This is a genomic window from Xanthomonas sp. NCPPB 1754, assembly GCF_041475725.2.
Taxonomy (GTDB): Bacteria; Pseudomonadota; Gammaproteobacteria; order Xanthomonadales; family Xanthomonadaceae; genus Xanthomonas; species Xanthomonas euvesicatoria.
In genome coordinates this window covers 3,114,070-3,137,912 of sequence record NZ_CM192982.1, presented here as the reverse complement: position 1 = coordinate 3,137,912, position 23,843 = coordinate 3,114,070, and the positions used below count along the sequence as shown (strand labels likewise).

Sequence of the window (23,843 nt, the reverse complement as noted above, 5' to 3'; positions counted from 1 at the left end):
TCACGCCGGCTGAATCGTCACCGCTTTCAGTGCCGCGTCCAGCTTCGCGCGTAGTGCTTCGTCGTCGCAGCGATCCTTTGCGTTCTGCAATACGACGCGCGCCTGATCATCGCGCCCGAAGCGCTCGGCCAGCAGCACGCCGGCGTCCAGCGACCAGGCAGGCAGCATCGGGTCGCGCGGCCACGCAGCAATGGCGGCCAGCAGGCCATCGGTGACCAGTTGGAACTGCCCGGCCATCCTTGCGCGCTCGGCCAGCAGGTTGGCCTGCTCGGGCGTCAGCGGCGTAAACGTGGGGTCGATGTCCAGCGCTTCGCGCTGCAGCGCGAGTGCACGCCGTTCCTGCTTTTCCTGCAACAGGCGATTGATGTATTGGCGAGTGTGTTCGCGCAGCTCGTCGTTGCGATGGTGTTGGCGCAACAGGCGCTGATACAGCTCGTGCACCGCCAGGCTCACCGCGCGCGAGCGCACCGCACCGCGCAGGGCCTGAAAGGCTTCGTCGGAATGCCCGTCGCGCACGTACTGTTCCGCTTCGTCGAGCAGGCGCTGGTCCGGGTCGCTGCGTTCGTGCGCATCCGCGCCACTGGGCACATAGCCCAGCTCCTCGTGGTACTGGTACACCAGATACCCCAGCAGGTGAAAGCTGGCGAACAGCGTCCAGATCGAGGTCACCATGACCGTCGCTTCGCGCACGAGCGGCGGTAGGTATTTGGTAGCGAAGAAGACCGCTGCCGCGCCGCTGCCCTGGATCACGTAGAGCAGGCCGTAGGCGGCCAGATACGGCCAGCCGATCCGTAGCGCCATGTCGATGGAGACGGCGGGGTTGAGCGCGCGGCGCAGGCTGCCGTCGATGGCCAGCGAGATCAGCATGCCAGGCAGCAGCAGCATGGTGCCCAGATAGGCGATGGTCAGGCCGAACGGGCCGGCGATCACGGCTCCTACGCCGATCACGATGCCCAGCGCGACGGCCAGCAGGATCAGACGCAGTACCGCGCTGTCGAAGCTGTTATAGCCCAGGCGTGGCGCATCGGTCTGGCCATCGGCGGTGTGGCGCAGAATGTCGAAGGCATAGGTATAGGTCGCCATGCCCAGCACACCGGCAATCACCAGTTTCAGGATGCCCGGCAGCACCAGCAAGGCGCTGCACAGCGTCAATGCGATCAGCGCATACAGCGCCGAGCCACGCAGCGGGTAGGTGGCGATGGCGGGAATGCGGGTCCAGAACGGTGCAGGCGCAGCCTGCGTGGCCACCTTGCGTGCGCGAAAACGGTCTTCCATGACGCTCCCCAAGCGTGTGATGTGAAGGGATTGTGCGGGGCCGCGTGTCGCTGCGCAATTGGGGGAGGGCAAGCCGACGAACCCGGATCGCCAGCGACCGGCGATATGTTGCGGGCATGGTCTGGATACTGCTGGCCAGGCCGTGCGTCAGTGCCGGCCTTACATCGAAGCATGCAGTGTCAGACAGCACCCTAAGCGCATCGGCAGACCTTCGACGCGGTGCGTGCGTGATTGCCTGAGGTTCAACCTGAGCGACAGGTAAAATGGTGGCCCGCCGCACTCTCGCGGCCCTACGAGCGACCGTGCGCGCCGCAACCGTGGCACTGCCGTCGCTTGCATCACAAGGAGTGTCGCTTGATTCCCTCTGCCACCGGCAACCCGCAGGTCCGCATCCGCAGCATCGATGTGCTCTCGGACAATTGGTATGTGCTGCGCAAGGTCACGTTCGATTTCCAGCGCAAGGACGGCCGCTGGCAGACCTTGTCGCGCGAGGCCTACGATCGTGGCAATGGCGCCACCATTCTGCTGTACAGCCGCGCCAAGCAGACGGTGATGCTCACCCGCCAGTTCCGCCTGCCGACGCTGCTCAATGGCAACCCGGATGGCATGTTGATCGAAGCCTGTGCCGGCCTGCTCGACCAGGACGATGCGCTGACCTGCATCCGCAAGGAAAGCGAAGAGGAAACCGGCTACCGGATCGACAACGTGCGCAAGGTATTCGAGGCCTTCATGAGCCCTGGCTCGGTCACCGAACGCCTGTACTTTTCCGTCGGCGAATACGTCGACGGCGACAAGGTCAGCGGCGGCGGTGGACTCGAAGAAGACGGCGAAGAGATCGAAGTGCTGGAGCTGTCACTGGATGCAGCGCTGGCGATGATCGGCTCAGGGGAGATCGCCGATGCCAAGACCATCATGCTGTTGCAGTACGCCAAGTTGCATGGCGTGTTGGAGTCCGTTCACGCCAACACGCGGTAGCCCTTCACGGCGACGGTGCCATCGAGACGTGGCAGCGGCGATCAAGCAGATCATCGCTTCCCGCCAAAAATGCTACCGAAGATGCCGCGCACGATCTGCTGCCCGATCTTGTTGCCCACCGTGCGCGAGGTCTGCTTGGCCATCGCTTCCAGCATGCCCTGGCGGCGGCGGGTGCCGAAGACCGCGTCCTTGACCGCCTGACCGAAGCCGCTGTCGTGCGCGTCGTCATCTTCGCGAGTGCGGGCAGGTGGGGCTGCGTTGTGTTCGGCGGCCTGTTCGACGCGGCGCGCCAGCAGTTCGGCAGCCGATTCGCGGTTGATCGTGGTGTCGTAGCGGGTGCCGACCGGGCTTGCCGCGCGCACCTGCGCGCGTTCGGTTTCGCTGATGGCGCCCATGCGGCAGCGCGGCGGTGCGATCAACGTCTGCTGTACCGGCGCCGGCACGCCCTTGCCCTGCAGCGGCGACACCAGCGCCTCGCCGGTGCCCAGGCTGGAGATGGCGGTGGCGACATCGAGCTTGGGATTGCCGACGAAGGTCTGCGCGGCGGTCCTGACCGCCTTCTGGTCGCGCGGCGTGTAGGCGCGCAACGCGTGCTGCACGCGGTTGCCGAGCTGGCCAAGGATATTGTCGGGAATGTCGTCGGGAAACTGCGAGCAGAAATACACGCCCACGCCCTTGGAACGAATCAGGCGCACCACCTGTTCGATGCGCTGCACCAGCGCCGCCGGCGCATCGTCGAACAGCAGGTGCGCCTCGTCGAAGACGAACACCAGTTTGGGTTGTTCCAGGTCGCCCACTTCGGGCAAGCGTTCGAACAGTTCCGACAGCAGCCACAGCAGAAAGGTGGAATACAGCTTCGGCTTGAGCACCAATTGGTTGGCAGCCAGGATGCCGATCACGCCACGGCCATCCGGCGCGACGCGCATCAGTTCGGCCAGCTCCAGCGCAGGCTCACCGAAGAACTGTTCGCCGCCGTCCTGGGACAAACGCAGCAAGGCGCGCTGGATGGCGGCAACCGATTGGCTGGACACCAGTCCGTAACTGGTGGAGAGCTCCTTGCGCTCTTCGACCACCAGCGCGAGCAGCGCGCGCAGGTCGTCCAGGTCCAGCAGCAGCAAGCCGCGGTCGTCGGCCAGCTTGAACACGATGTCGAGTACGCCGGACTGGGTGTCGTTGAGTTCCAGAATCCGGGCGAGCAGGGTGGGGCCCATCTCGCTGACCGTCGTACGTACCGGGTGCCCCATCTGGCCATACAGGTCCCAGAACACCACCGGGTTGGCGGCCGGGGCGTAGTCGGTCATGCCCAAATCGTTGGCGCGCTGCAGCACGCCGGGCGCGCCATCGCCAGCCACGGCCAGGCCGGCGACATCGCCTTTCACGTCCGCCAGGAACACCGGAACGCCCAGCCGCGAGAAGCCTTCGGCCAGCGTCATCAAGCTCACGGTCTTGCCGGTCCCGGTGGCGCCGGCCACCAGCCCGTGGCGGTTGCCGAAGCGTCCTTCCAGCACTACAGGGATGTCGTCGGTGACGCCTTTGCCGAGCAGGAACGAGGCCATTGCGCTGATCCGGTAGGAAAGGGCCGATTCTAGCGGGCAATCCCAGCGGGCAATGCCAACCGGCAACGCGGCAGATCCTGGCAGGCAGGCTGGGTCGAACGGGCGACGCACGCACGCCGCGCGGCAGCCGCAGACGCACTCGATCGTTCGCGTCGGTGCGCCGGTTTGCAGGTACTGCACGCATCGACCGCGCCCACCAAGCTAACGGCCCACTGACCCCGGTGGCCCCGCTGCCTTGCCCCGATGTTGCCCCGGCGGCTACCCTGCCTGCCTTTCCGCTGTACTGCCTACGATGCCGCTCGCTCATTTTGGTTTGCGCCCATGGCCTGTCCTGGCTGTGGTGGCGCTGATGTCTGTCGTCCCCGCCGCCCACGCCATCTCCAAACGCGACACGGAGAAGGCCGCCGCGCTCGATGCGCGCATGGCCGCCGCCGAAAAGCGCTATCGCGATGCGCTGGTGCTGGTGAACAACTCCGACCCCAAGGGCACTGCCGAAGGCGATGCTGCGCTGGAGGACATGGAAGACATCATCGACGCCTGCATCAAGCAGCGTGGTTGCCTGGTGTCCAATCAGTTGGCCACCTACAAGCGCCTGCTCAAGGCGCGCGCCGATGCCGAGGCGCCGGCCGCCGAAGATCCGGAAGACGACGACACGCTGCTGCAAGCCGACCCGGACCATCTGGGCCCGGCGTCGAACGGCGTGCCCGAGGCCGCGCGTGCCGCCACGCTGCTCAACGACCAGCGCCACGAGTTCGACAAGATGGTGCAGTACAACCCGGCCGTGCAGGCCGGTATCCGGCGCTGGCTCACCGATATGCGCCCGGCGCTGCTGACCAGCTACGAGAACTACAGCAACCTGCGCGGCGTGATGTGGCCGGAATGGCAGAAGCGCGGCCTTCCAGAAGCGCTGCTGTTCGGCATCATGGCCAAGGAATCCAACGGCAAGGTGCATGCCAGCTCGCGCGCTGGTGCCGCCGGGTTGATGCAGTTCATGCCCGCCACCGGACGTCGCTTCGGGCTGGGCCCGGACGGCACCGGCTTCGACACCCGCTTCGATGCACGCAGCGCCGCCGAAGCCAGCGCCGCCTACCTCAACGAACGCATGGCCGGACTCAACCGCAGCATCGAACTGGCACTGGCCGCCTACAACGGTGGCGAAGGCCGTGCCGCGCGCGTGTTCGCGCAGAGCGGCGGGCGCGGCTTCTGGGACCAGGACGTCTACAACCAGTTCCCGGCCGAAACCAAGGACTACGTGCCAATGGTGATCGCGGCGGCGTGGATCTTCCTGCACCCGCGTCAATACGGGGTGGACTTTCCCAAGCTCGATGCGCAGCCGGCCACGCTCAAGCTGGCCAAGTCGACCACCATCTACGAACTCACCATCTGCCTAGGCAGCATGGGCACACGCGACGGCTACATGCGTGCGTTGCGCAATCTCAACCCACGTTACGAATCCGATGGCTGGATTCCGGCCGGCACGGTCATCAATGCCACCAACCGCATCGTCAACCTCTACACCCGTTACTGCGTCAATGGCCCGCGTGCGGATCTGGCGCGCACCCTGATCACCGCCGATCTCAACAGCGCGATCGTGCGCAGCAGCAGCGCGCCCGAGTACGTGCCCAGCGTGGCGGTGGGCGATGTCAGCCAGATGGCCGGCGTCCCGACCACCGTCGCCACCGGTCAGCCGGCAGTGGCCAAGCCCAAGGCCAAGCAAGTGCGCAGCTACACCATCGCCAAGGGCGACACGCTCGGTCGCGTCGCGCAGAAGTACCAATGCGAGATCAAGGAGCTGGCCAAGGCCAACGGCTTGAAAGCGCCGTCGTATGCGCTCAAGCCGGGGCAGAGCATCAGGTTGGCGGGGTGCGATCGCTGAACCGGGCGCTGGTGGAGCGTTGCTGATGTCCGCACCCTTCAAACGGCGGTGCGCATCGGCCTGAACCCGCTGGCGTGGGGCAGGCCAGGCTGTGCCAAAGCCGTTCCGGTAGCCCCGGCACGCGCAGCGTGTCGTCAGTCGAAGGTTGGAAAACGGTGCGCGGGGGTGCGAGGCCTTGTGGGGAAGGCCTCGTCGCGGCCAGGTTCGCTGCTACGTTGGCAGCGAGCGCACGACAAGCCTGGTGGTTGCCGTGGGAGCGGACCCGGTCGCAACCAAACCATCCAAACAGCCCGTTTTATGCCGGATGTTCTTCATCCGAGGCTGAGCAGGATGGCGTGCGCGTAGGGGCGGCGTATCACCGGAAACGCCTGGTCGCGGCCAGGTCCGCTCCTACGAGGGCAGCGTTGCACTTCACTGACGACGCGCGAGTGCCTGGCCAAGACGAACCGATGTTTCGGCCGCAAGTCTGCCATCGAGCGTGGCCACACCCGGCGGCAGCAACACGATGACGGTCGAGCCGTAATTGAACCTGGCCATCTCCGCGAACTTCTCCAGCACGATGCCCTTGCCGCGGTAGTCCTTGCGCGTGATGCGGTCGCCATAGCGCGGAATCTCCACGCCGCTCCAGACCGTCTCCACGCCGGACACCAGCAGCGCACCTACCATCACCGAGGCCATCGGGCCGAAATCGGTGTCGAAGTGGCAGACCAGCCTCTCGTTGCGCGCGAACAGGCGCGGCACGTTGCGTACGGCGTCCGGGCCCACGCTGAACAGCCGCCCTGGCACGTGCACGGTCTCGCGCAGGGTGCCGGTCCACGGCATATGCACGCGGTGGTAGTCCTTGGGCGACAGATACACGGTGGCGAACAGGCCGTCGTTGAACGGCGCCGCCGCGGCCTCGTCGCCAAGCAATTCTGCAGCAGTGAACGACTGCCCCTTGGCCTGGAAAATGCGGCCGTTCTCGATCGGGCCGAGCTGGCTGATGCGGCCGTCGGCGGGCATCAGCAACGCAGCCGGGTCGGCATCCGGCACGCGTGCGCCGGGCTTCAAGGCGCGGGTAAAGAACGCATTGAAGGTGGGATAGGCGCGCGGATCCGGCTCCTGTGCCTCGCTCAGGTCCACGCCGAACTTGCGTGTGACCGTGTCGATCAACCACTGCTTGGTGGCGGGTCTATCCGAGTAGGCCAGCGCGCGCGCCAGCGAGGACAGCAACCGGTGCGGCAGCACGTAGGTCAGGGAAGTGACAAGACTCACGGAGCGGTTACCTTGGTCAGCTGTTGGAGGTCGGCGGCAATCGCCTTCGGATCGAGCGGGGGGCGGATCAGCCCGGCCAGGCGGCCTTGCGGATCGAGCACGGCAATGCCGGCGGAGTGGTCCATGCTGTAGTCGTTGGGATTTTGCGCATAGCCTTTGCCCGGGACCTTCTGGAACACGAAGCCCAGCGCGGTGGCGAAGCGCTCCAACGCCGGCACGTCCGCCGTGGCGGCCAGGGTGTCCTTGTGGAAGGCATGTGCGTACTCGCCCAGGCGCGCGGGCGGATCGCGCTGCGGGTCCACCGACACGAACAGCACGCGCGGGCGCAGGCCATCGGGAATGCTTTCCCATTGCTGTTGCGCCACTGCCAGATCGGTCAAGGTGGTGGGGCAGACATCGGGGCAGAACGTGAAGCCCAGAAACACCAGCGTCCAATGCCCCTTGAGTTCGCCGGGCACCAGCTGGGTGCCGTCGGACTGGCGCAGGCTGAATTGCGGCAGCGGGCGCGGCTGCGGATAAAAGGTGATGGTCTTGGTGGGCGGCCATGGCGAACTGGGCGCGCCGCCAAGGAACTTCTGGCCCAGCAACATCCCCAGGCCAGCGGCCAGGGCCACCAGCAGCACGATGCCGGTATTGCGATTGAACATGGCGGTTTCCAGTGCAACGGACGCTCATGATACCGATCCGACCTCTATAATCGGGGGCCGATTCCTCTTTAGTTGTTGCCATGACTGCCGCCGCGGCCGACGAACTGCACACCATCATCGACCTGATCCGCTACGGCACCAGCCGTTTCAACGCAGCCGGTCTGACCTTCGGCCACAGCTACGACAATGCGTTGGACGAAGCCACCCAGCTGGTCCTGCACAGCCTGCATCTGCCGCACGATCTGGGCCCGGCCTACGGCCAGGCGCGCTTGCTGCGCTCGGAAAAAGACCAGGTGCTTGGTCTGTTCGAGCGCCGCATCACCGAGCGCGTGCCGGCCGCTTACCTCACCGGCGAGGCCTGGTTTGCAGGCCTGAGTTTCAAGAGCGATGCGCGCGCCCTGGTGCCGCGTTCGCCGATCGCCGAATTGATCGAAGCCGGCTTCGAGCCCTGGCTGGGCGGGCGCGAAGTGACCCGCGCGCTGGACCTGTGCACCGGTTCGGGCTGCATCGCCATCGCGATGGGCCACTACAACCCGCAGTGGGATGTGGACGGCGTGGACATCAGCGACGATGCGCTGGCGCTGGCCGCAGAAAACAAGGCGCGCCTGCATGCCGACAATGTCACCTTGCTCAAGTCGGACCTGTTCAACGGTCTGGGCGGTCGCCAGTACGACCTGATCGTCACCAACCCGCCGTACGTCACCAACGAGGAAACCGACGCGCTGCCGCAGGAGTATTCCTACGAGCCCGAACTCGGCCTGCGCGCCGGCGACGATGGCCTGGACCTGGTGTTGAAGATCCTGCGCGATGCGCCGCAGCACCTGAGCGAAGACGGCTTGCTGATCTGCGAAGTGGGCGAGTCCGAGCAGCACCTGGTCAAGCTGCTGCCGGAAGTGGATCTGGCCTGGGTCGAGTTCAAGGTCGGGCAGATGGGCATCTTCGCCGTGGAATGCCGCGAATTGATCGCCCACGGTGCCCGCATCGCCGAGCTGGCCGCGCAGCGATGAGCCTGCGCGCATGAGTGCCAATTCGTTCGGCAAGCTGTTCACTGTCACCACCTTCGGCGAGTCGCACGGGCCGGCGATCGGTTGCGTCGTCGACGGCTGCCCTCCCGGCCTGGAGCTCGCGCCGGAAGAGTTCACCCACGATCTGCAGCGCCGCGCCAGCGGCAAGAGCCGGCACACCTCGGCGCGCCGCGAGGCCGACGAGATCGAGATCCTGTCCGGCGTGTACGAAGGCCGTACCACCGGCACGCCGATCGGCTTGCTGATCCGCAATACCGATCAGCGCAGCAAGGACTACAGCAACATCGCCCAGCAGTTCCGTCCCGGCCATGCCGATTACACCTACTGGCAGAAGTACGGCATTCGCGATCCTCGCGGCGGCGGGCGTTCGTCGGCGCGCGAAACCACCATGCGCGTGGCCGCCGGCGTGATCGCCAAGAAGTGGCTCAAGCAGCGCTATGGCGTGCTGGTGCGCGGTTTCCTGTCGCAGCTGGGCCAGATCCGTCCCGCTGGTTTCGATTGGGATGCGGTGGAAGACAACCCGTTCTTCTGGCCGCATGCGGCGCAGGTGCCGGAGCTGGAAACCTACATGGACGCGCTGCGCAAATCCGGCGACTCGGTCGGTGCGCGCGTGGACGTGGTGGCCGGCGGCGTTCCGGCAGGCTGGGGCGAGCCGATCTACGGCAAGCTCGATGCCGAACTTGCGGCGGCGTTGATGAGCATCAATGCGGTCAAGGGCGTGGAGATCGGCGACGGCTTCGCCAGCGCGGCGCAGAAGGGTACCGAACACCGCGACCTGATCACCCCGGAAGGCTTTCTCAGCAACCATGCCGGCGGCATCCTGGGCGGAATCTCCACCGGCCAGGCGGTCACCGCCTCGATGGTGCTCAAGCCCACCTCCAGCCTGCGCCTGCCCGGCGCGACGGTGGATGCCGATGGCAGCGTGGTCGATGTCATCACCACCGGCCGGCACGACCCGTGCGTGGGCATCCGCGCCACCCCGATCGCCGAGGCGATGATGGCACTGGTGCTGATGGACCAGGCGTTGCGACATCGTGCGCAGTGCGGCGATGTGGGCGAGGTGTCGCCACGCATTCCCGGTCAGGTCGATGTCTGACGGACGTCGTCCCAGGGTGTGGGTGAGCCAGCCGCTGTTCGACGATGTCGTCGCGCAGCTGGGCGAGCATTTCGAGCTGACCACCACGCAGCGCGTCAGCGCATATTCGCCGGCCGAGCTGGCCGCGCAACTGGCACCGTTGGACGGCGCCCTGATCACCCTCAACGAGCGCATCGGCGCGGCCGAAATCGCCGCCGCGCCGCAGCTGCGCGCCATCGCCAATGTCGGCGTGGGCTACAACAATCTCGACATCGAGGCCTTGAGCGCGGCCGGCATCCTGGCCAGCAACACGCCGGACGTGCTTACCGAAACCACGGCCGATCTCGGCTTTGCGTTGCTGATGGCCACCGCGCGCCGCATCACCGAATCCGAGCGCTGGCTGCGCGACGGGCAGTGGGGGCAATGGTCGTTCAAGACCATGCTCGGCGCCGATATCCACGGCAGCACGCTCGGCATCCTGGGCATGGGACGCATTGGCCAAGGCATCGCCCGGCGCGGTGCGCACGGTTTCGGCATGCGCGTGCTGTACCACAACCGCAGCCCGTTGCCGGCTGCTACCGAACAGGCGCTGGGCGCACGGTACGTGGATTTCGAGACGTTGCTGGCGCAGTCCGATCACCTGGTGCTGGTATTGCCGTACACCAGGGACTCTCACCACATCATCGATGCCGCGGCGTTGGGCAAGATGCGCGCCACCGCCACGCTGGTGAACATCGCCCGCGGTGGCATCGTCGATGAGCTGGCATTGGCCGATGCGCTGGCCAACGGCCGCCTGGCCGGTGCCGGCCTGGATGTCTACGAAGGCGAGCCGCATGTGCGTCCGGAGCTGCTGGCGCTGAACAACGTGGTGCTCACCCCGCACATCGGCAGCGCCAGCCTGGCCACGCGCCGCGCGATGGTGCAACTGGCGGTGGACAACCTGATCGCTGCGCTGGGCAAGGGCCCGCATGCCGGCAACCCGCCGAGCGCGCTCAACGCCGATGCAGTTGCCGCTACCAAACGTGGCGGCACCGGCGTGGATGCGAAAGAAACCGGCGTCACCGGCAGCATTTCGACCAAACGATAGGGAACCTCCGCGGCCAGCGTTGGAGGTTCCCCGAACCCAGCGCGCAGTGCTTCCTCATTTCCCCTTTCGATAAAGACAAACTCATGAGCAACGAAAACCGTCGTTTCAACGTCGCCGTCGTGGGCGCCACCGGCGCTGTCGGCGAGACCATGCTGAGCATACTGGCCGAGCGCAACTTCCCGGTCGCCACCCTGTACGCGCTGGCGTCGTCGCGCTCGGCGGGCGGGCAGGTGGAGTTCAATGGCGGCAAGGTCGATGTGCTGGACCTGGCCGAGTTCGACCCCGCCGGCGTGGACATCGCGCTGTTCTCTGCGGGCGGCAGCGTGTCCAAGGAATACGGCCCCAAGTTCGCCGCGGCCGGTGCGGTGGTGATCGATAACTCCTCGGCCTTCCGCTACGACGACGACGTGCCGCTGGTGGTGTCCGAGGTCAACCCGGAAGCGCTCAAGCAGCGCCCGCGCGGCATCATCGCCAATCCCAATTGCTCGACCATGCAGATGCTGGTGGCACTGGGCCCGATCCACCGCAAGTACGGCATCGAGCGTATCAACGTGGCGACCTACCAGTCGGTCTCCGGCGGCGGGCGTTCGGCGATGGAGGAACTGGGCAAGCAGACCAGCGAGTTGTTGAGCTTTCAGGACATCGACCCGCAGCGGTTCCCGGTGCAGATCGCCTTCAACCTGATCCCGCACATCGACGACTTCCAGGACAACGGCTACACCAAGGAAGAGATGAAGCTGGTCTGGGAGACCCGCAAGATCCTCGGCGACGACAGCATCCAGGTGAACCCCACCGCGGTGCGCGTGCCGGTGTTCTACGGCCATTCCGAAGCGGTGGCGATCGAGACCCGCGACAAGATCACCGTGGAGCAGGCGCGCGCGCTGCTGGCAGCGTCGCCTGGCGTGGAAGTGGTGGACGAACGCAAGCCCGGCGGCTACCCGACGCCGGTTACGCATGCTTCCGGCAAGGATGCGGTGTTCGTGGGCCGCATCCGTGAGGACTTTTCGCATCCGCGCGGCCTGAACTTGTGGATCGTCTCCGACAATATCCGCAAGGGCGCTGCGCTCAACGCCGTGCAGCTGGCCGAACTGGTCGCACAGGAAGGCTAAGCAGCACGACAAAGACGACCGCGCAGCCGCCATGCGGGCGCGCGGCCGGCGCCTGGTGCAGCAGGCCTCACCCGGCCACTGCGATGCTGAGCGCGCCGTTCGCGCCTGCATGGGGACGGCTCGCGACGTGCGGTTGGCGCTCTCAACCGCCGTGCACGTGCTGGAGCATGCCGGCGCGCGGTGATGCTTCCCAGAGAGGCGCACCGCGCGCAAGCGCTCCGGCAGGGTGCGCACCGACACATGGAACGTCGGCTCGATTCTCAACCGAATTCCACCTCAACCGAATTCCACCTGCAGGCGCGCTGCCCATCGCGCGTCTGCGGGCATGCGCACGTGCGCGTATCGCCTCATGTGGCATTGGAGGACCTTGCAGCTTGCAGTGCGCAGACCTGTCGCCAGCCGCTCGCACACACTCCGTGCCTGCTCAGGCGACACGCCATTGGCGCCATGTCATGGCATCCCGCAGCGCGTGACTTTGCACCACGCAATCTGCCGACAGGCCGTTGCGCGCTTGAGACCTCGCGCAGTGAGAGCGCCCATCAGCACTTGCCGGTTTGCATTGGCCACGCATGCATGCCGCACTGCGGCAGTGTCGCTGGCACAGCGCTCTGCATCACGGCGCCGACTTTTTCGCTCATCCAGCGGCTATATTGATGCCCATGAAACATAGGGGCGGGGGCGCGATGCGTCCGATACAAGGGATAGGTGCGTTGCTGCTGATGGCCTGCAGCGGCGCTGCAATGGCGTTGGGGCTGGGCGATATCCGGGTGCTGTCCAAGCCCGGGCAACCGCTGGTGGCCGAGATTCCGGTCATCTCCAACGAGCCGGGCGAACTCGACAACGCACGCGTGGCACTGGCATCGGCCACCACGTTTGCGCGCGTCGGCCTGGAGCGCCCGCAAGGGCTGGTCAGCAATCTGCAGTTCCAGTTCGCGCAGGACGCACGCGGGCGTGCGGTGATCCGCGTGACCAGCAGCCAGGCGGTGGACCAGCCGGCGATCAACTTCCTGATCGAGGTGGAGTGGGGCCAGGGCCGGCTGGTGCGCGAATATTCCGCCTTGGTCGATGCGCCCAACACCGCGGCCGCCATCGCCGAGCCGGCCATCGAAGCGCCGCGTGCCGGTTCCAGCAATGCGATCGCACGCGAGCCGGCGCCGGTCGCCGCGCCCGCCGCGCAGGACAACGCCAGGGCCGAACCGGCTGCGCGTGCAACTGGCAGTGCGTCTGCTGCGTCTGCGACGCAGGCCGGCGACGCGTTGCCGGCCGTGCGCGCGGGCCAGACCTTGTCGGAGATCGCCGCGGCGGTAGCGCGTTCCAGCGGGCACTCGCTGGACCAGACCATGCTGGCGTTGCTGCGCACCAATCCGGACGCCTTCATCAACGGCAACATCAATCGCCTGAAGCAGGGCGCGGTGCTGCGCACGCCGCAGGAAGACGCGCTTGCCCAGGTCGGTGCGGCCGAAGCGGCGGTCATGGTGCGCGAGCAGGCCGCCCAGTGGCGGCAGGCGCGATCGGCGGTGCCGCAACCGGCCGAGGCCGGCGCCGCCGCTGCCGCAACGCCGCCGCCCGCCCCACCTGCCGCAGCGGCTGGCAACGGCGCGCGGCTCGAAATCGCTCCTGCAGTGGCGAGTCAGACCAACAAGGCCGGCGTCACGTCCGGCACCAGTGCCGAAGGCGAGGGCGAGATGGCGGCCAATCAACAGTTGCAACAGGCCAAGGAAGACATCGCCACCCGCGATGCGGAATTGCAGGACCTGCGGACCCGCGTGGCGGATCTGGAAAAGCTCAAGCAGCAACAGCAAGCGCTGATCGCCATGAAGGACAGCGACCTGGCGGCTGCACAGAAGCGCCTGTCGGAAACCCCGGCGGCCGCACAACAGGGTGGCGGTTTTCCGCTGTGGTTGATCGGCGGGCTGGTGTTGATCGTCGCGGCTGTGGTGGCGTGGCTGGCCGCGCGCCGTCGCAAACCCTCGCCGCTGCCGCCGTTGCCGCGTCGGCAGTTCGACTTCGTCCTGCCTGGCGCGCCGGTGCAGGCCGCCGAGCCGCAAGAGGCGACGCAAGCCACTGAGCCCAGCGAGCGCGATGTGGTGCACGAGACCGAATTCGAGCAGGCCGATCTGCGCGACGAAGAGCGCGCCCATGACGCGCAGCAACCATTGTCGGACGTGCTGCGTCGCGAGCCGCTGCCGTCCGAGCCGGCTGCTGCGCCCATGGCGGTCAACAGCGACGATTGGCGTGCGCTGCGGGCCGCACCGCCGGTGGTGGCAACGCCGCCGCAGGACAGCGCCCCCGTCGACGCGGCGCAGGCTCCGCCGCACCCAGCGTTCGAGGCCGTGGAAGCGAGTCACGCAGATGTCGCACCCACGATCGGTGATGTCCCGTCTACGGCTTCCCCGGTAGCGGCGGCCACGCAAGACAGCCTGGATTTCGAGCGTCCGCCTGCGGCGCCGAGCGCTGCGCCCAGCCCCTCGGCCAGCCGTGACGTCGCCTCGGCCGGGCGCGATCGCCTGGAACTGGCGGTGGCTTACATGGACCTGGGCGACAAGGACACCGCGCGCGGCCTGCTGCTGGAAGTTGCCGCCACCGGCGACGACGCCACGCGCGCCGAAGCCGCCGAGCTGCTGGAACGCCTGGCATGAGCCCGGCGATCGATCGCCTTACTGCGCAGGAAAGTGACGCACGCGAGCGCCGGATCGACTATGTGGAGTTCGCCTCCATCGATCCGGATGCCAGCCGTGCGTTCTTCGAAGCGGTGTTCGGTTGGCAATTCCAGGCCTACGGTCCGGATTACCTGGCCTTCAACGATGGACGCCTGGACGGCGGCTTCTACCGTGCAGCCGCGCCGGCGCCGGACGAGGGTGGGCCGCTTGTGGTGTTGTATGCCGATGCGTTGGCCCCGGTGATCGAGCGCGTGCGTGACGCAGGCGGGGTGATCGTCAAACCGGTCTTCGGCTTTCCCGGCGGCAGTCGGTTTCATTTCCGCGAGCCCGGCGGCACCACGTTGGCCGTGTGGTCCGAGCGCAGCGTCGCGTCCGACGACTGACTGCGCGCTGGTCGCACGCGCGTCCCGCGGCTCGGCACCAGCCAATGCGGCTCGTACACTTCACCTTTTTTGCAGCGACGGGGCTGTGCTGGCAATCGCCTGCGATGGCGGCGGCATGACCGGCGCGCCGATTTCATCGATTCACTCATAGGGCAGGTACCGATGCGTTACGCGCTGGGCGTGGAATACGACGGCAGCGAGTTCCAGGGCTGGCAGCAGTTGGGCGAGCATGGCGGGCCGAGCGTGCAGGCCAGCCTGCAGGCGGCCTTGTCGTCGGTCGCCGATGCGCCGGTGCAGGTGGTCTGCGCCGGGCGCACCGACGCGGGCGTGCATGGCGAATGCCAGGTGGTGCATTTCGATAGCGACGCACGCCGCGAGCCGCGTGGCTGGATGCTGGGCACCACTGCGCGCCTGCCGTCGTCGATCGCCGTGCGCTGGTGCGTGCCGGCAGCCGATGACTTCCACGCTCGCTTTTCCGCACGCGCGCGTCGTTACCGCTATCGCCTGCTCAATCGGCAGATTCGCCCAGCCCTGTATCGGCATACCCTGAGCTGGGAGCGTCGCCCGCTCGATGCCGATGCCATGCATGCGGCGGCGCAGGCCTTATTGGGCGAGAACGATTTCAGCGCGTTCCGCAGCGTGCAATGTCAGGCCTTGCACGCGCGCCGTCACCTGCAGGCCATCCACGTGCAGCGTATCGGCGAGGTGGTGGAGGTGCAGGTCCAGGCCAATGCATTCCTTCATCACATGGTGCGGAATATTGTGGGTTCGCTGATTTTGGTCGGTACCGGCGAGCAGCCGGCCGACTGGATCGCGACGTTGCTCGCCGGACGCGACCGCACTGTGGCCGGCCCGACAGCGCCGCCACAAGGTCTGGTATTTATCGGACCTTTGTATCCTGCAGAGTGGCATCTGCCTGCTGAGGTGACCCAATGAATCGATCGCTGTACCGCACCCGTATCAAGTTTTGTGGCATGACCCGCGCCGGCGATATCCGGCTGGCCGGCGAGCTGGGTGTGGACGCGGTAGGTTTCATCTTTGCGCATGGCAGCCCCCGGCGCGTGGCGCCGGCCGAGGCGCGCGCGATGCGCCAGGCCACTGCGCCGATGGTCGATGTGGTGGCGTTGTTCCGCAACAATTCCAAGGAAGAAGTGCGCGAAGTGGTGCGCACCGTGCGCCCGACCTTGTTGCAGTTCCATGGCGAGGAAGACGACGCGTTCTGCCGTAGCTTCAACCTGCCGTATCTCAAGGCGGTGCCGATGGGCAGCAGCGGCGTGAATGGCGAGGACGCCAACGCGCGCACGCTGCAGTTGTCGTATCCCAATACCGCTGGCTTTCTGTTCGACAGCCATGCGCCCGGCGCGGGCGGCGGCACCGGCAAGACCTTCGACTGGTCGCGCTTGCCCACCGGCTTGCACCGTCCGTTTCTGCTGGCCGGTGGCATCAACGCCGACAACGTGTTCGACGCCATCGTGGCCACGTTGCCTTGGGGCGTGGACGTTTCCAGTGGCGTGGAGTTGGCGCCCGGCATCAAGGACGGCCACAAGATGCGCAAGTTCGTCGAGGAAGTGCGGCGGGCGGATTGTCACGACATGTCGTGAGGGTGATTGGGGTTCGGGATTCGTGGCAGCGGCTATGCCGAGGCATCTCAAGCGCTGCTTCTTGCCTGCAACACCGCTGCGTCAGGATCCACTGGACAGTCGCCTGATCCTTGCGCCTTTTCGCTTGCACGTGTTCGCGATGCGCCAGCAGCTGGCGAAGTGCTCATGTGGTGATCGCGCGCGATGGCTGCTCAGTTCTCCGCTGCCTGCAGGGTTGAAGAGGTGTGCTGGTCTGTCGCCAGCGCTTTGCCTAGCCAGCCGGCCAGCCGTTCGATGCGTGGATCGGGGTTGCGCTTGGCCGCGCACAAGACCCAGCGCCCTCGCGTGGCGGTGAAGCCCCATGGCGCCAGCAGGCGCCCGGCTGCCAGGTCCGCGGCGACCAACGGCTGCGGCGCAATCGCGATCCCAAGACCAGCGGCAGCGGCTTCCAACAGATACACCAGGTGTTCGAATTCGGTACCGAAGCGCAGCCCCTCAGGTGCCAGCCCGTGCGCCTGGGCCCATTCCGGCCAGGCTTGCGGGCGCGAGCGGGTGTGCAGCAGCGCGTGATCGCCGAGCGCGGCCGGGTTGCTCCCCTCGATCTGCAGGGTCGATGCGAGCTGAGGGCTCAGCACCGGCCCAATCCACTCCACGCCGAGGGTGTGCACCTGCCACTCGCTGGGCCAGGGCGGGGTGTCCAGCAGCAGGGCGGCATCCAAGCCGTCCAGCTCCGGACCAGGTGGCTGTTCGCTGGCCGACAGATGCAGGCGCACGTCAGGCAGCTCTTGCTGCAGCAGTCCCAGGCGCGGAATCACCCAGCGCGCCAGCAAGCTGCCCGAACACCCCAGCACCAGCGGCGCTTCGGCGGCCGGGCGTTGTAATGCCGCCCAGGCCTGACCAATCACGCCAAAGCCTTCGCCGGTGGCATCGCGAAGCCGAACGCCCGCTGCGGTCAGCACCAGGCCGCGGCCCTGGCGCGCAAACAGCGCCGCGCCCAACGCCTGTTCCAGCGAACGCACGTGCCGGCTGATGGCGCCATGGGTCACGTGCAATTCCTGCGCAGCACGGCTGATGCTCTGCAGGCGCGCGGCAGCTTCGAACGCACGCAGCGCCGCCAATGGAGGAAGCAAGGCGCTCATATGTGATTCCAGCTCACAGGTTGCGGCAATCTTATCGATTTATCGCGCGCCGCGGCTGCGCTAGAGTGATGCCTCTCGTATGACGCATCGCTGCAGAGGATTCCCATGTCGGCCCAGCCCATCAGTGACTTTTACGCCTATCCGGATGCTGCCGGTCACTTCGGCAAGTTCGGTGGCCGTTTCGTCGCCGAAACCTTGATCGGCCCACTGCAGGAATTGTCCGCCGCTTACGATCAGGCGCGGCAGGACCCGAGTTTCATTGCCGAATACGACAAGGACCTCAAGCATTACGTCGGCCGGCCCAGCCCGATCTACCACGCCGAGCGGCTCAGCCGTGAAGTGGGTGGGGCGCAGATCCTGCTCAAGCGCGAAGACCTGAACCACACCGGCGCGCACAAGATCAACAACACCATCGGCCAGGCGCTGTTGGCCAGCCGCATGGGCAAGACCCGCATCATCGCCGAGACCGGCGCCGGCCAGCACGGCGTCGCCAGTGCCACCGTGGCGGCACGCCTGGGCCTGGAATGCGTGGTCTACATGGGCGCCACCGACATCGAGCGGCAAAAGATCAACGTCTACCGCATGAAGCTGCTCGGCGCCACGGTGATCCCGGTGACTTCCGGCTCGGCCACGCTCAAGGACGCGCTCAACGAAGCCATGCGCGACTGGGTGACCAACGTGCGCGACACCTTCTACATCATCGGCACCGTGGCTGGCCCGGACCCATACCCGCGCATGGTGCGCGACTTCAATGCGATTGTCGGTCGCGAGGCGCGCGAACAGATGCTGCAGGACTATGGCCGGCTGCCGGATGCGATCAGTGCCTGCGTGGGTGGCGGCAGCAATGCGATCGGTTTGTTCCATGCCTTCCTCAATGATCCGGGCGTCAAGATCTATGGCGCCGAAGCGGCCGGCGATGGCATCGCCACCGGCCGCCACGCCGCCTCCATCGCCGCAGGTCGCCCGGGCGTGCTGCACGGCAACCGCACCTACGTGATCTGCGACGATGACGGCCAGATCACCGAGACCCATTCGATTTCCGCCGGCCTGGATTACCCGGGTGTGGGCCCGGAGCATTCGTTCCTGTCCGACAGCGGTCGCGCGGTGTACCAGGGCATTACCGACGACGAGGCGATGGCCGCCTTCCATCTGCTGGCGCATACCGAAGGCATTCTTGCCGCGCTCGAGTCCAGCCATGCGGTGGCGCAGTCGATCAAGCTTGCGCGCGAGCTGCCCAGGGATGCGCTGGTGTTGTGCAATCTGTCCGGGCGTGGCGATAAGGATGTGCATACCATCGCAGCGCGCGAGGGGATCGCTCTTTAAAAGTGGTGGCGGCTGACGCTATCCGGATGCAGGGACGCGGCGATGCTCGAAGGAATGCTTCAGTTGGTGGCCGAGGTGCTGCTGCAGGCCTTGGCCGAGCTGCTGATCGAAGTTGGCCTGCACTCTGTCGCCGAGTCGTTCGAGCGCAGGCCCTCGCCCTGGCTGGCGGCAGTGGGCTACGCAATCCTGGGCGCGTTACTTGGCGGTGTCAGTCTCTGCCTGCTGCCGCAGCACCTCACTGCGACCTTGGGCGCGCGACTGGCAGCGCTGCTGATCGCGCCGCTGGTCGCCGGTGGGCTGATGGCCGCGCTTGGTGCGTGGCGTGCGCGTCGCGGCGACACGGTGCTGCGCATCGATCGATTTTCCCACGGCTACCTGTTTGCGCTGTGCTTTGCGCTGATGCGGTATTTCTTTGCCACCTGAGGTTAGATGGCAGCTGGCCTTCCTCCCTTGTTCGAGTGATTTCATGCGTCGTATCGATTCCTGCTTCGCCGAGCTGCGTGCCAATGGGCGCAAGGCACTGATCCCCTTCATCACCGCCGGCGACCCATCGTTGGAAGCCACCGTGCCGGTGATGCACGCACTGGTGCGCGCCGGTGCCGATGTGATCGAGCTGGGGGTGCCGTTCTCCGACCCCATGGCCGACGGTCCCACCATCCAGCGCAGCTCCGAGCGCGCGCTGGGCCGCGGTGCCGGCCTGGCGTATGTGCTCGAAGCGGTGCACGAGTTCCGCCGCGAAGATGCCACCACCCCGGTGGTGTTGATGGGCTACCTCAACCCGATCGAGATCAATGGCACGCGACGCTTCGCCGAAGCCGCGGTCGCCGCGGGCGTGGATGGTGTGCTGCTGGTCGACCTGCCGCCGGAAGAAGCCGGCGAAACGCGCGCCATCTTCACCGAGGTCGGCCTGGCGCTGATCGCACTGGCCTCGCCCACCACCAGCGAGCAGCGCCTGGACATGTTGTGCAGCACCGCGCAGGGCTATCTGTACTACGTCAGCTTTGCCGGCGTCACCGGCGCCTCCAATCTGCTCGACACCCATGCCGCCAGCGATCGCCTGCGCCAGCTGCGCCAGCGTGCCGGCGCGCCGGTGGTGGCCGGCTTCGGCATCAAGGATGCGGCCAGCGCCGCTGCCATGGCCGTGGATGCCGACGGCGTGGTGGTGGGCAGTGCCCTGGTCGCCGCATTGGCGGACGCAGGCGAGGTCCGCAGCGCCCGTGAGCGCGCCGAAGCGTTCCTGGCCCCGTTGCGCCAGGCGCTCGACCAGAAATGAGAACCGAACGTCTCTCTCAGCGCTAACGTCTCTCTCAGCGCTAGGGAGTGGGGCGAGGGGGCGGGCGCAGCCACGTGCAGCCAATCCATTGCGCCGCATCGCGCCACGGCAGTCGCCGCGATACGTCCGCGGCCATCCTGCGCAGAGACATCACGCCGCCCAAGACCGCAAGTCTCTGCGCCAGATCCCGCATTCATGACCCCGGCTACCTTGGCATTCCCACGGCGCGTTAGACTGTCGCCCCTCTGCGGCCCGCCAGGCCGCCCTGCATGGATTGTCATACACGCATGAGCTGGCTCAGCAAATTGATGCCCTCCGGCATCCGCACCGAAAACACCCCGGCCAAGAAGCGCAGTGTCCCCGAGGGCCTGTGGGAAAAGTGCAGCAATTGCGGGAGCGCGCTGTACGGCCCGGAACTCGAAGAAAACCTCGAGGTGTGCCCGAAATGCGATCACCACATGGCCATCCGCGCCCGCGCGCGCCTGAATTCGCTGTTCGACCCGGACACCGCCACCACTGAAATCGCCGCTCAGCTCGGGCCGGTCGACGCGCTCAAGTTCAAGGACCAGAAGCGCTACGGCGAGCGCATCAAGGCCAGCCAGAAGGCCAGCGGCGAATACGACGCGCTGATCGCCATGCGCGGCACGCTCAAGGGCAATCCGCTGGTCGCCGCTGCGTTCGATTTCGCCTTCATGGGCGGCTCGATGGGGTCGGTGGTCGGCGAGCGCTTTGCGCGTGCGGCCGAAGTGGCGCTGGAAGTGGGCTGCCCGTTCGTGTGCTTTTCCGCCAGCGGCGGCGCACGCATGCAGGAAGGCCTGTTCTCGCTGATGCAGATGGCCAAGACCTCGGCCGCGCTCGGCCGCCTGCGCGAAGCCGGCCTGCCGTATATCTCGGTGCTCACCCATCCCACCACCGGTGGCGTGTCGGCCTCGTTCGCGATGCTCGGCGATATCAACATCGCCGAGCCGCATGCGCTGATCGGCTTTGCCGGCCCGCGCGTGATCGAACAGACCGTGCGCGAAACGCTGCCGGAAGGTTTCCAGCGCTCGGAGTTCCTGCTCGACCACGGCGCCATCGACCAGATCTGCGACCGCCGCCAGCTGCGCGACCGCATCGCCGAGCTCACCGCGATGATGATGCGGCAGCCGCAGCCGCATCCGCAAGACGCCGACGCCGCATGAGCGCACGCAAGTATTTCGGCACCGACGGCATCCGCGGCCGGGTCGGGCAGGGTGTGATCTCGGCCGACTTCGTGCTGCGCCTGGGCAATGCGCTTGGCCGTGTACTGACCCAGGGCCGCAGCAAGCGGCCATTGGTGCTGATTGGCAAAGACACCCGCATTTCCGGCTACATGTTCGAAGCGGCGCTGGAGGCTGGCCTGGTTGCCGCCGGGGCCGACGTGCAGCTGATCGGGCCGATGCCGACCCCGGCCATCGCCTTTTTGACCAGCACGCTGCGCGCCGATGCGGGGGTGGTGATCAGTGCCTCGCACAATCCGCATTACGACAACGGCATCAAGTTCTTCTCCGCCGAAGGCGAGAAGCTCGACGACGCCACCGAAGCGGCGATCGAAGCGGCGTTGGACGAGCCGTTCCACACGGTGGAATCGGAGCGATTGGGCAAGGCCATTCGCACCCGTGACGCGATCGGCCGCTATATCGAATTCTGCAAGGCCAGCGTGGCGCGCGGTTTCACCCTGCACGGGCTGAAGATGGTGCTGGATTGCGCGCATGGCGCCACTTATCACATCGCACCCATGCTGTTCCGCGAGCTGGGCGCCGAAGTGGTGGTCATCGGCGCCGCGCCGGACGGGCTCAACATCAACGCCGGCGTGGGCTCGACCCATATCGACAATCTCGCCGCCAAGGTACGCGAGTGCGGCGCGCATCTGGGCATCGCCTTCGATGGCGACGGCGACCGCGTGCTGATGGCCGACGACCAGGGCAATCCGGTCGATGGCGACGATCTGCTGTATGTGCTGGCCCGCTCGTGGCAGGCCAGCGGCCGGCTGACGGGTACCGTGGTCGGCACCTTGATGACCAACTACGGTCTGGAACAGGCATTGGCTGCACTGAACATCCCGTTCCAGCGCGCCAAGGTCGGCGACCGCTACGTGCATCAGGCCCTGGTCGAAGGCGGCGGCACGTTGGGCGGCGAAACGTCCGGTCACCTGTTGTGCCTGGACCGTGCCAGCACTGGCGATGGCATCGTCAGTGCGCTGCAGGTGCTCGAAGCGCTGGGCCGCGATGGGCAGAGCCTGCGCGAGGCGCTGGCCAGCCTGAGCAAGGTGCCGCAGAAGACCGTCAACGTGCGCCTGGATGGCGGCACCGCCAAGGCCATTGTGGAAGCGGTCAACGTGCAGCAGGCATTGCAGCAGGCGCAGGCCGCCGTGCAAGGGCGCGGCCGCGCGTTCCTGCGCCCGTCGGGCACCGAACCGGTGGTACGGGTGACCGTGGAGGCTGACGACGCCGGCCTGATGCAGGACACGCTCGACCGGCTCTCGGGTGCAGTGCGTGACGCGGCGTGAGTCGATCGTCATTGGCGTGTGCGTGGTCATCGCCAAGGCCGCCACGTTCTACCTGTTGTATCGCCTGCTGATCTGATCAGCAGGTTTCTCTGGACCTTTCGACCTTGACTGCAGACATCCGTATGAGCGCGCGCATCCCCACGCTGGACATCACCCGTTTCGACACCGATCGCGACGCCTTCGTCGCCGAGCTCGGAGCGGCTTATCGGCAGTGGGGTTTTGCCGGCATCCGCAACCACGGCATCGCCCAGGCCGACATCGACGCCGCCTACGACGTGTTCAAGGCGTTCTTCGCGTTGCCCGAAGCGACCAAGCGCCGTTATCACGTGGAAGGCAGCGGTGGCGCGCGCGGCTACACCGCGTTCGGCGTGGAAACCGCCAAGGATTCCAAGCACTTCGACCTGAAGGAGTTCTGGCACATCGGCCGCGAGATTCCGGACGATTCGCCGTACCGCGCAGTGATGCCGCCGAACCTGTGGCCTAGCGAAGTGCCGGGCTTCCGTGAGCGCGGCTACCAGCTGTACCAGCAGCTCGATCAATTGGGTTCGCGCGTGCTGTCGGCGCTGGCGCTGCATATCGGCCTGCCGCAGGACTACTTCGTCGACAAGACCAACAACGGCAATTCGATCCTGCGGCCGATCCATTACCCGCCGATCACCAGCGACGACATTCCCAACGTGCGTGCCGGTGCGCATGGCGATATCAATTTCATCACCTTGCTGGTGGGTGCCAGTGCCGCCGGCCTGGAAGTGCGTTCCCACGATGGCGAGTGGGTGCCGTTCACTGCCGACGCCGACACCATCGTGGTCAACATCGGCGACATGCTGCAGCGCCTGACCAACCATGTATATCCGTCCACCATCCACCGCGTGGTCAATCCGCCCGGAGAGCAGGCGCGCCAGCCGCGCTATTCGGTGCCGTTCTTCCTGCATCCCAATCCGGATTTCCTCATCGACGTGCTGCCCTCGTGCATCAGTGCCGACAATCCCAGCCGTTATCCGGAGCCGATCACGGCGCATGGCTTCCTGGAAGAGCGTCTGCGCGAGATCAAGCTGAAGTGATCTGCGCCTGCGCAACAG

Annotated in this window: 21 protein-coding genes; 16 read left to right on the top strand and 5 right to left on the bottom strand. The window is 66.5% G+C overall.

The features are described 5' to 3' along the window. Positions 1-1,275 (bottom strand): DUF4013 domain-containing protein, encoded by a 1,275-nt coding sequence (locus ACCQ15_RS13770; protein ID WP_011347960.1) that lies wholly within the window; start codon positions 1,273-1,275, stop codon positions 1-3. 354 nt (positions 1,276-1,629) lie between these two features. On the opposite strand from ACCQ15_RS13770, the gene ACCQ15_RS13765 reads away from it, so the two are divergent. Beyond that, positions 1,630-2,250 carry an NUDIX domain-containing protein gene (locus ACCQ15_RS13765; RefSeq protein ID WP_372380678.1) on the top strand — a complete coding sequence of 207 codons (621 nt, stop codon included), beginning with the start codon at positions 1,630-1,632 and terminating at the stop codon, positions 2,248-2,250. Positions 2,251-2,300: 50 nt separating this feature from the next. Here ACCQ15_RS13765 and ACCQ15_RS13760 read toward each other — a convergent pair whose 3' ends face one another. Then, positions 2,301-3,806, bottom strand: a complete 1,506-nt coding sequence (locus ACCQ15_RS13760) for a helicase HerA-like domain-containing protein (protein ID WP_372380677.1) — start codon at positions 3,804-3,806, stop codon at positions 2,301-2,303. A 292-nt stretch (positions 3,807-4,098) separates the two neighbouring features. On the opposite strand from ACCQ15_RS13760, the gene ACCQ15_RS13755 reads away from it, so the two are divergent. Next, entirely contained in the window at positions 4,099-5,682 is a 1,584-nt protein-coding gene (locus tag ACCQ15_RS13755; protein ID WP_011347957.1) for a transglycosylase SLT domain-containing protein, read from the top strand. Between the two features lie 411 nt (positions 5,683-6,093). Here ACCQ15_RS13755 and asd read toward each other — a convergent pair whose 3' ends face one another. Both asd and ACCQ15_RS13745 read right to left on the bottom strand, forming a co-directional pair. Continuing rightward, positions 6,094-6,936: an archaetidylserine decarboxylase gene (asd, locus tag ACCQ15_RS13750; protein WP_029819759.1), complete on the bottom strand. Its 843-nt coding sequence runs from the start codon at positions 6,934-6,936 to the stop codon at positions 6,094-6,096. Next, complete coding sequence (locus tag ACCQ15_RS13745) at positions 6,933-7,583, bottom strand: SCO family protein (RefSeq protein ID WP_008577518.1); 651 nt, start codon at positions 7,581-7,583, stop codon at positions 6,933-6,935. Before ACCQ15_RS13745 ends, asd begins: the two co-directional genes overlap by 4 nt. Positions 7,584-7,663: 80 nt before the next feature. Between ACCQ15_RS13745 and prmB the strand changes: the two genes are divergently transcribed. The 8 genes from prmB to ACCQ15_RS13705 all read left to right on the top strand — a co-directional run bounded on the left by prmB (position 7,664) and on the right by ACCQ15_RS13705 (position 16,523). Further along, positions 7,664-8,590, top strand: coding sequence for a 50S ribosomal protein L3 N(5)-glutamine methyltransferase (gene prmB / locus ACCQ15_RS13740; RefSeq protein ID WP_014090540.1), 927 nt, complete (start codon positions 7,664-7,666; stop codon positions 8,588-8,590). Positions 8,591-8,600: 10 nt separating this feature from the next. Beyond that, on the top strand, positions 8,601-9,704 hold the full coding sequence (gene aroC, locus ACCQ15_RS13735; RefSeq protein WP_008577522.1) for a chorismate synthase: 1,104 nt from the start codon (positions 8,601-8,603) through the stop codon (positions 9,702-9,704). Further along, positions 9,697-10,770 (top strand): 2-hydroxyacid dehydrogenase, encoded by a 1,074-nt coding sequence (locus ACCQ15_RS13730; RefSeq protein ID WP_136732728.1) that lies wholly within the window; start codon positions 9,697-9,699, stop codon positions 10,768-10,770. The genes aroC and ACCQ15_RS13730 overlap by 8 nt, the downstream gene beginning before the upstream one ends. Before the next feature lie 83 nt (positions 10,771-10,853). Further along, complete coding sequence (locus ACCQ15_RS13725) at positions 10,854-11,879, top strand: aspartate-semialdehyde dehydrogenase (RefSeq protein ID WP_136732727.1); 1,026 nt, start codon at positions 10,854-10,856, stop codon at positions 11,877-11,879. 683 nt (positions 11,880-12,562) lie between these two features. Further along, positions 12,563-14,518: a FimV/HubP family polar landmark protein gene (locus ACCQ15_RS13720; RefSeq protein WP_496561796.1), complete on the top strand. Its 1,956-nt coding sequence runs from the start codon at positions 12,563-12,565 to the stop codon at positions 14,516-14,518. Then, complete coding sequence (locus ACCQ15_RS13715) at positions 14,515-14,922, top strand: VOC family protein (RefSeq protein WP_008570950.1); 408 nt, start codon at positions 14,515-14,517, stop codon at positions 14,920-14,922. Before ACCQ15_RS13720 ends, ACCQ15_RS13715 begins: the two co-directional genes overlap by 4 nt. Positions 14,923-15,084: 162 nt before the next feature. After that, positions 15,085-15,858, top strand: a complete 774-nt coding sequence (truA, locus tag ACCQ15_RS13710; protein WP_372380676.1) for a tRNA pseudouridine(38-40) synthase TruA — start codon at positions 15,085-15,087, stop codon at positions 15,856-15,858. Continuing rightward, complete coding sequence (locus ACCQ15_RS13705) at positions 15,855-16,523, top strand: phosphoribosylanthranilate isomerase (protein WP_008570953.1); 669 nt, start codon at positions 15,855-15,857, stop codon at positions 16,521-16,523. Before truA ends, ACCQ15_RS13705 begins: the two co-directional genes overlap by 4 nt. Before the next feature lie 191 nt (positions 16,524-16,714). On the opposite strand, the gene ACCQ15_RS13700 is transcribed toward ACCQ15_RS13705, so the two are convergent. Then, on the bottom strand, positions 16,715-17,641 hold the full coding sequence (locus tag ACCQ15_RS13700; RefSeq protein WP_031423341.1) for a LysR family transcriptional regulator: 927 nt from the start codon (positions 17,639-17,641) through the stop codon (positions 16,715-16,717). A 105-nt stretch (positions 17,642-17,746) separates the two neighbouring features. Between ACCQ15_RS13700 and trpB the strand changes: the two genes are divergently transcribed. The 6 genes from trpB (at position 17,747) to ACCQ15_RS13670 (ending at position 23,825) form a co-directional block, all read left to right on the top strand. Continuing rightward, positions 17,747-18,964, top strand: coding sequence for a tryptophan synthase subunit beta (trpB, locus tag ACCQ15_RS13695; RefSeq protein ID WP_005914297.1), 1,218 nt, complete (start codon positions 17,747-17,749; stop codon positions 18,962-18,964). Positions 18,965-19,006: 42 nt separating this feature from the next. Next, positions 19,007-19,387, top strand: coding sequence for a hypothetical protein (locus ACCQ15_RS13690; RefSeq protein ID WP_372380675.1), 381 nt, complete (start codon positions 19,007-19,009; stop codon positions 19,385-19,387). A 43-nt stretch (positions 19,388-19,430) separates the two neighbouring features. Continuing rightward, positions 19,431-20,237, top strand: a complete 807-nt coding sequence (gene trpA, locus ACCQ15_RS13685; protein WP_372380674.1) for a tryptophan synthase subunit alpha — start codon at positions 19,431-19,433, stop codon at positions 20,235-20,237. 287 nt (positions 20,238-20,524) lie between these two features. Further along, positions 20,525-21,418 carry an acetyl-CoA carboxylase, carboxyltransferase subunit beta gene (accD, locus tag ACCQ15_RS13680; protein ID WP_372380673.1) on the top strand — a complete coding sequence of 298 codons (894 nt, stop codon included), beginning with the start codon at positions 20,525-20,527 and terminating at the stop codon, positions 21,416-21,418. Beyond that, positions 21,415-22,764 carry a phosphoglucosamine mutase gene (gene glmM, locus ACCQ15_RS13675; RefSeq protein ID WP_122272597.1) on the top strand — a complete coding sequence of 450 codons (1,350 nt, stop codon included), beginning with the start codon at positions 21,415-21,417 and terminating at the stop codon, positions 22,762-22,764. Before accD ends, glmM begins: the two co-directional genes overlap by 4 nt. Before the next feature lie 122 nt (positions 22,765-22,886). Continuing rightward, positions 22,887-23,825 (top strand): isopenicillin N synthase family dioxygenase, encoded by a 939-nt coding sequence (locus tag ACCQ15_RS13670; protein WP_011347947.1) that lies wholly within the window; start codon positions 22,887-22,889, stop codon positions 23,823-23,825. Positions 23,826-23,843 lie beyond the last annotated feature (18 nt).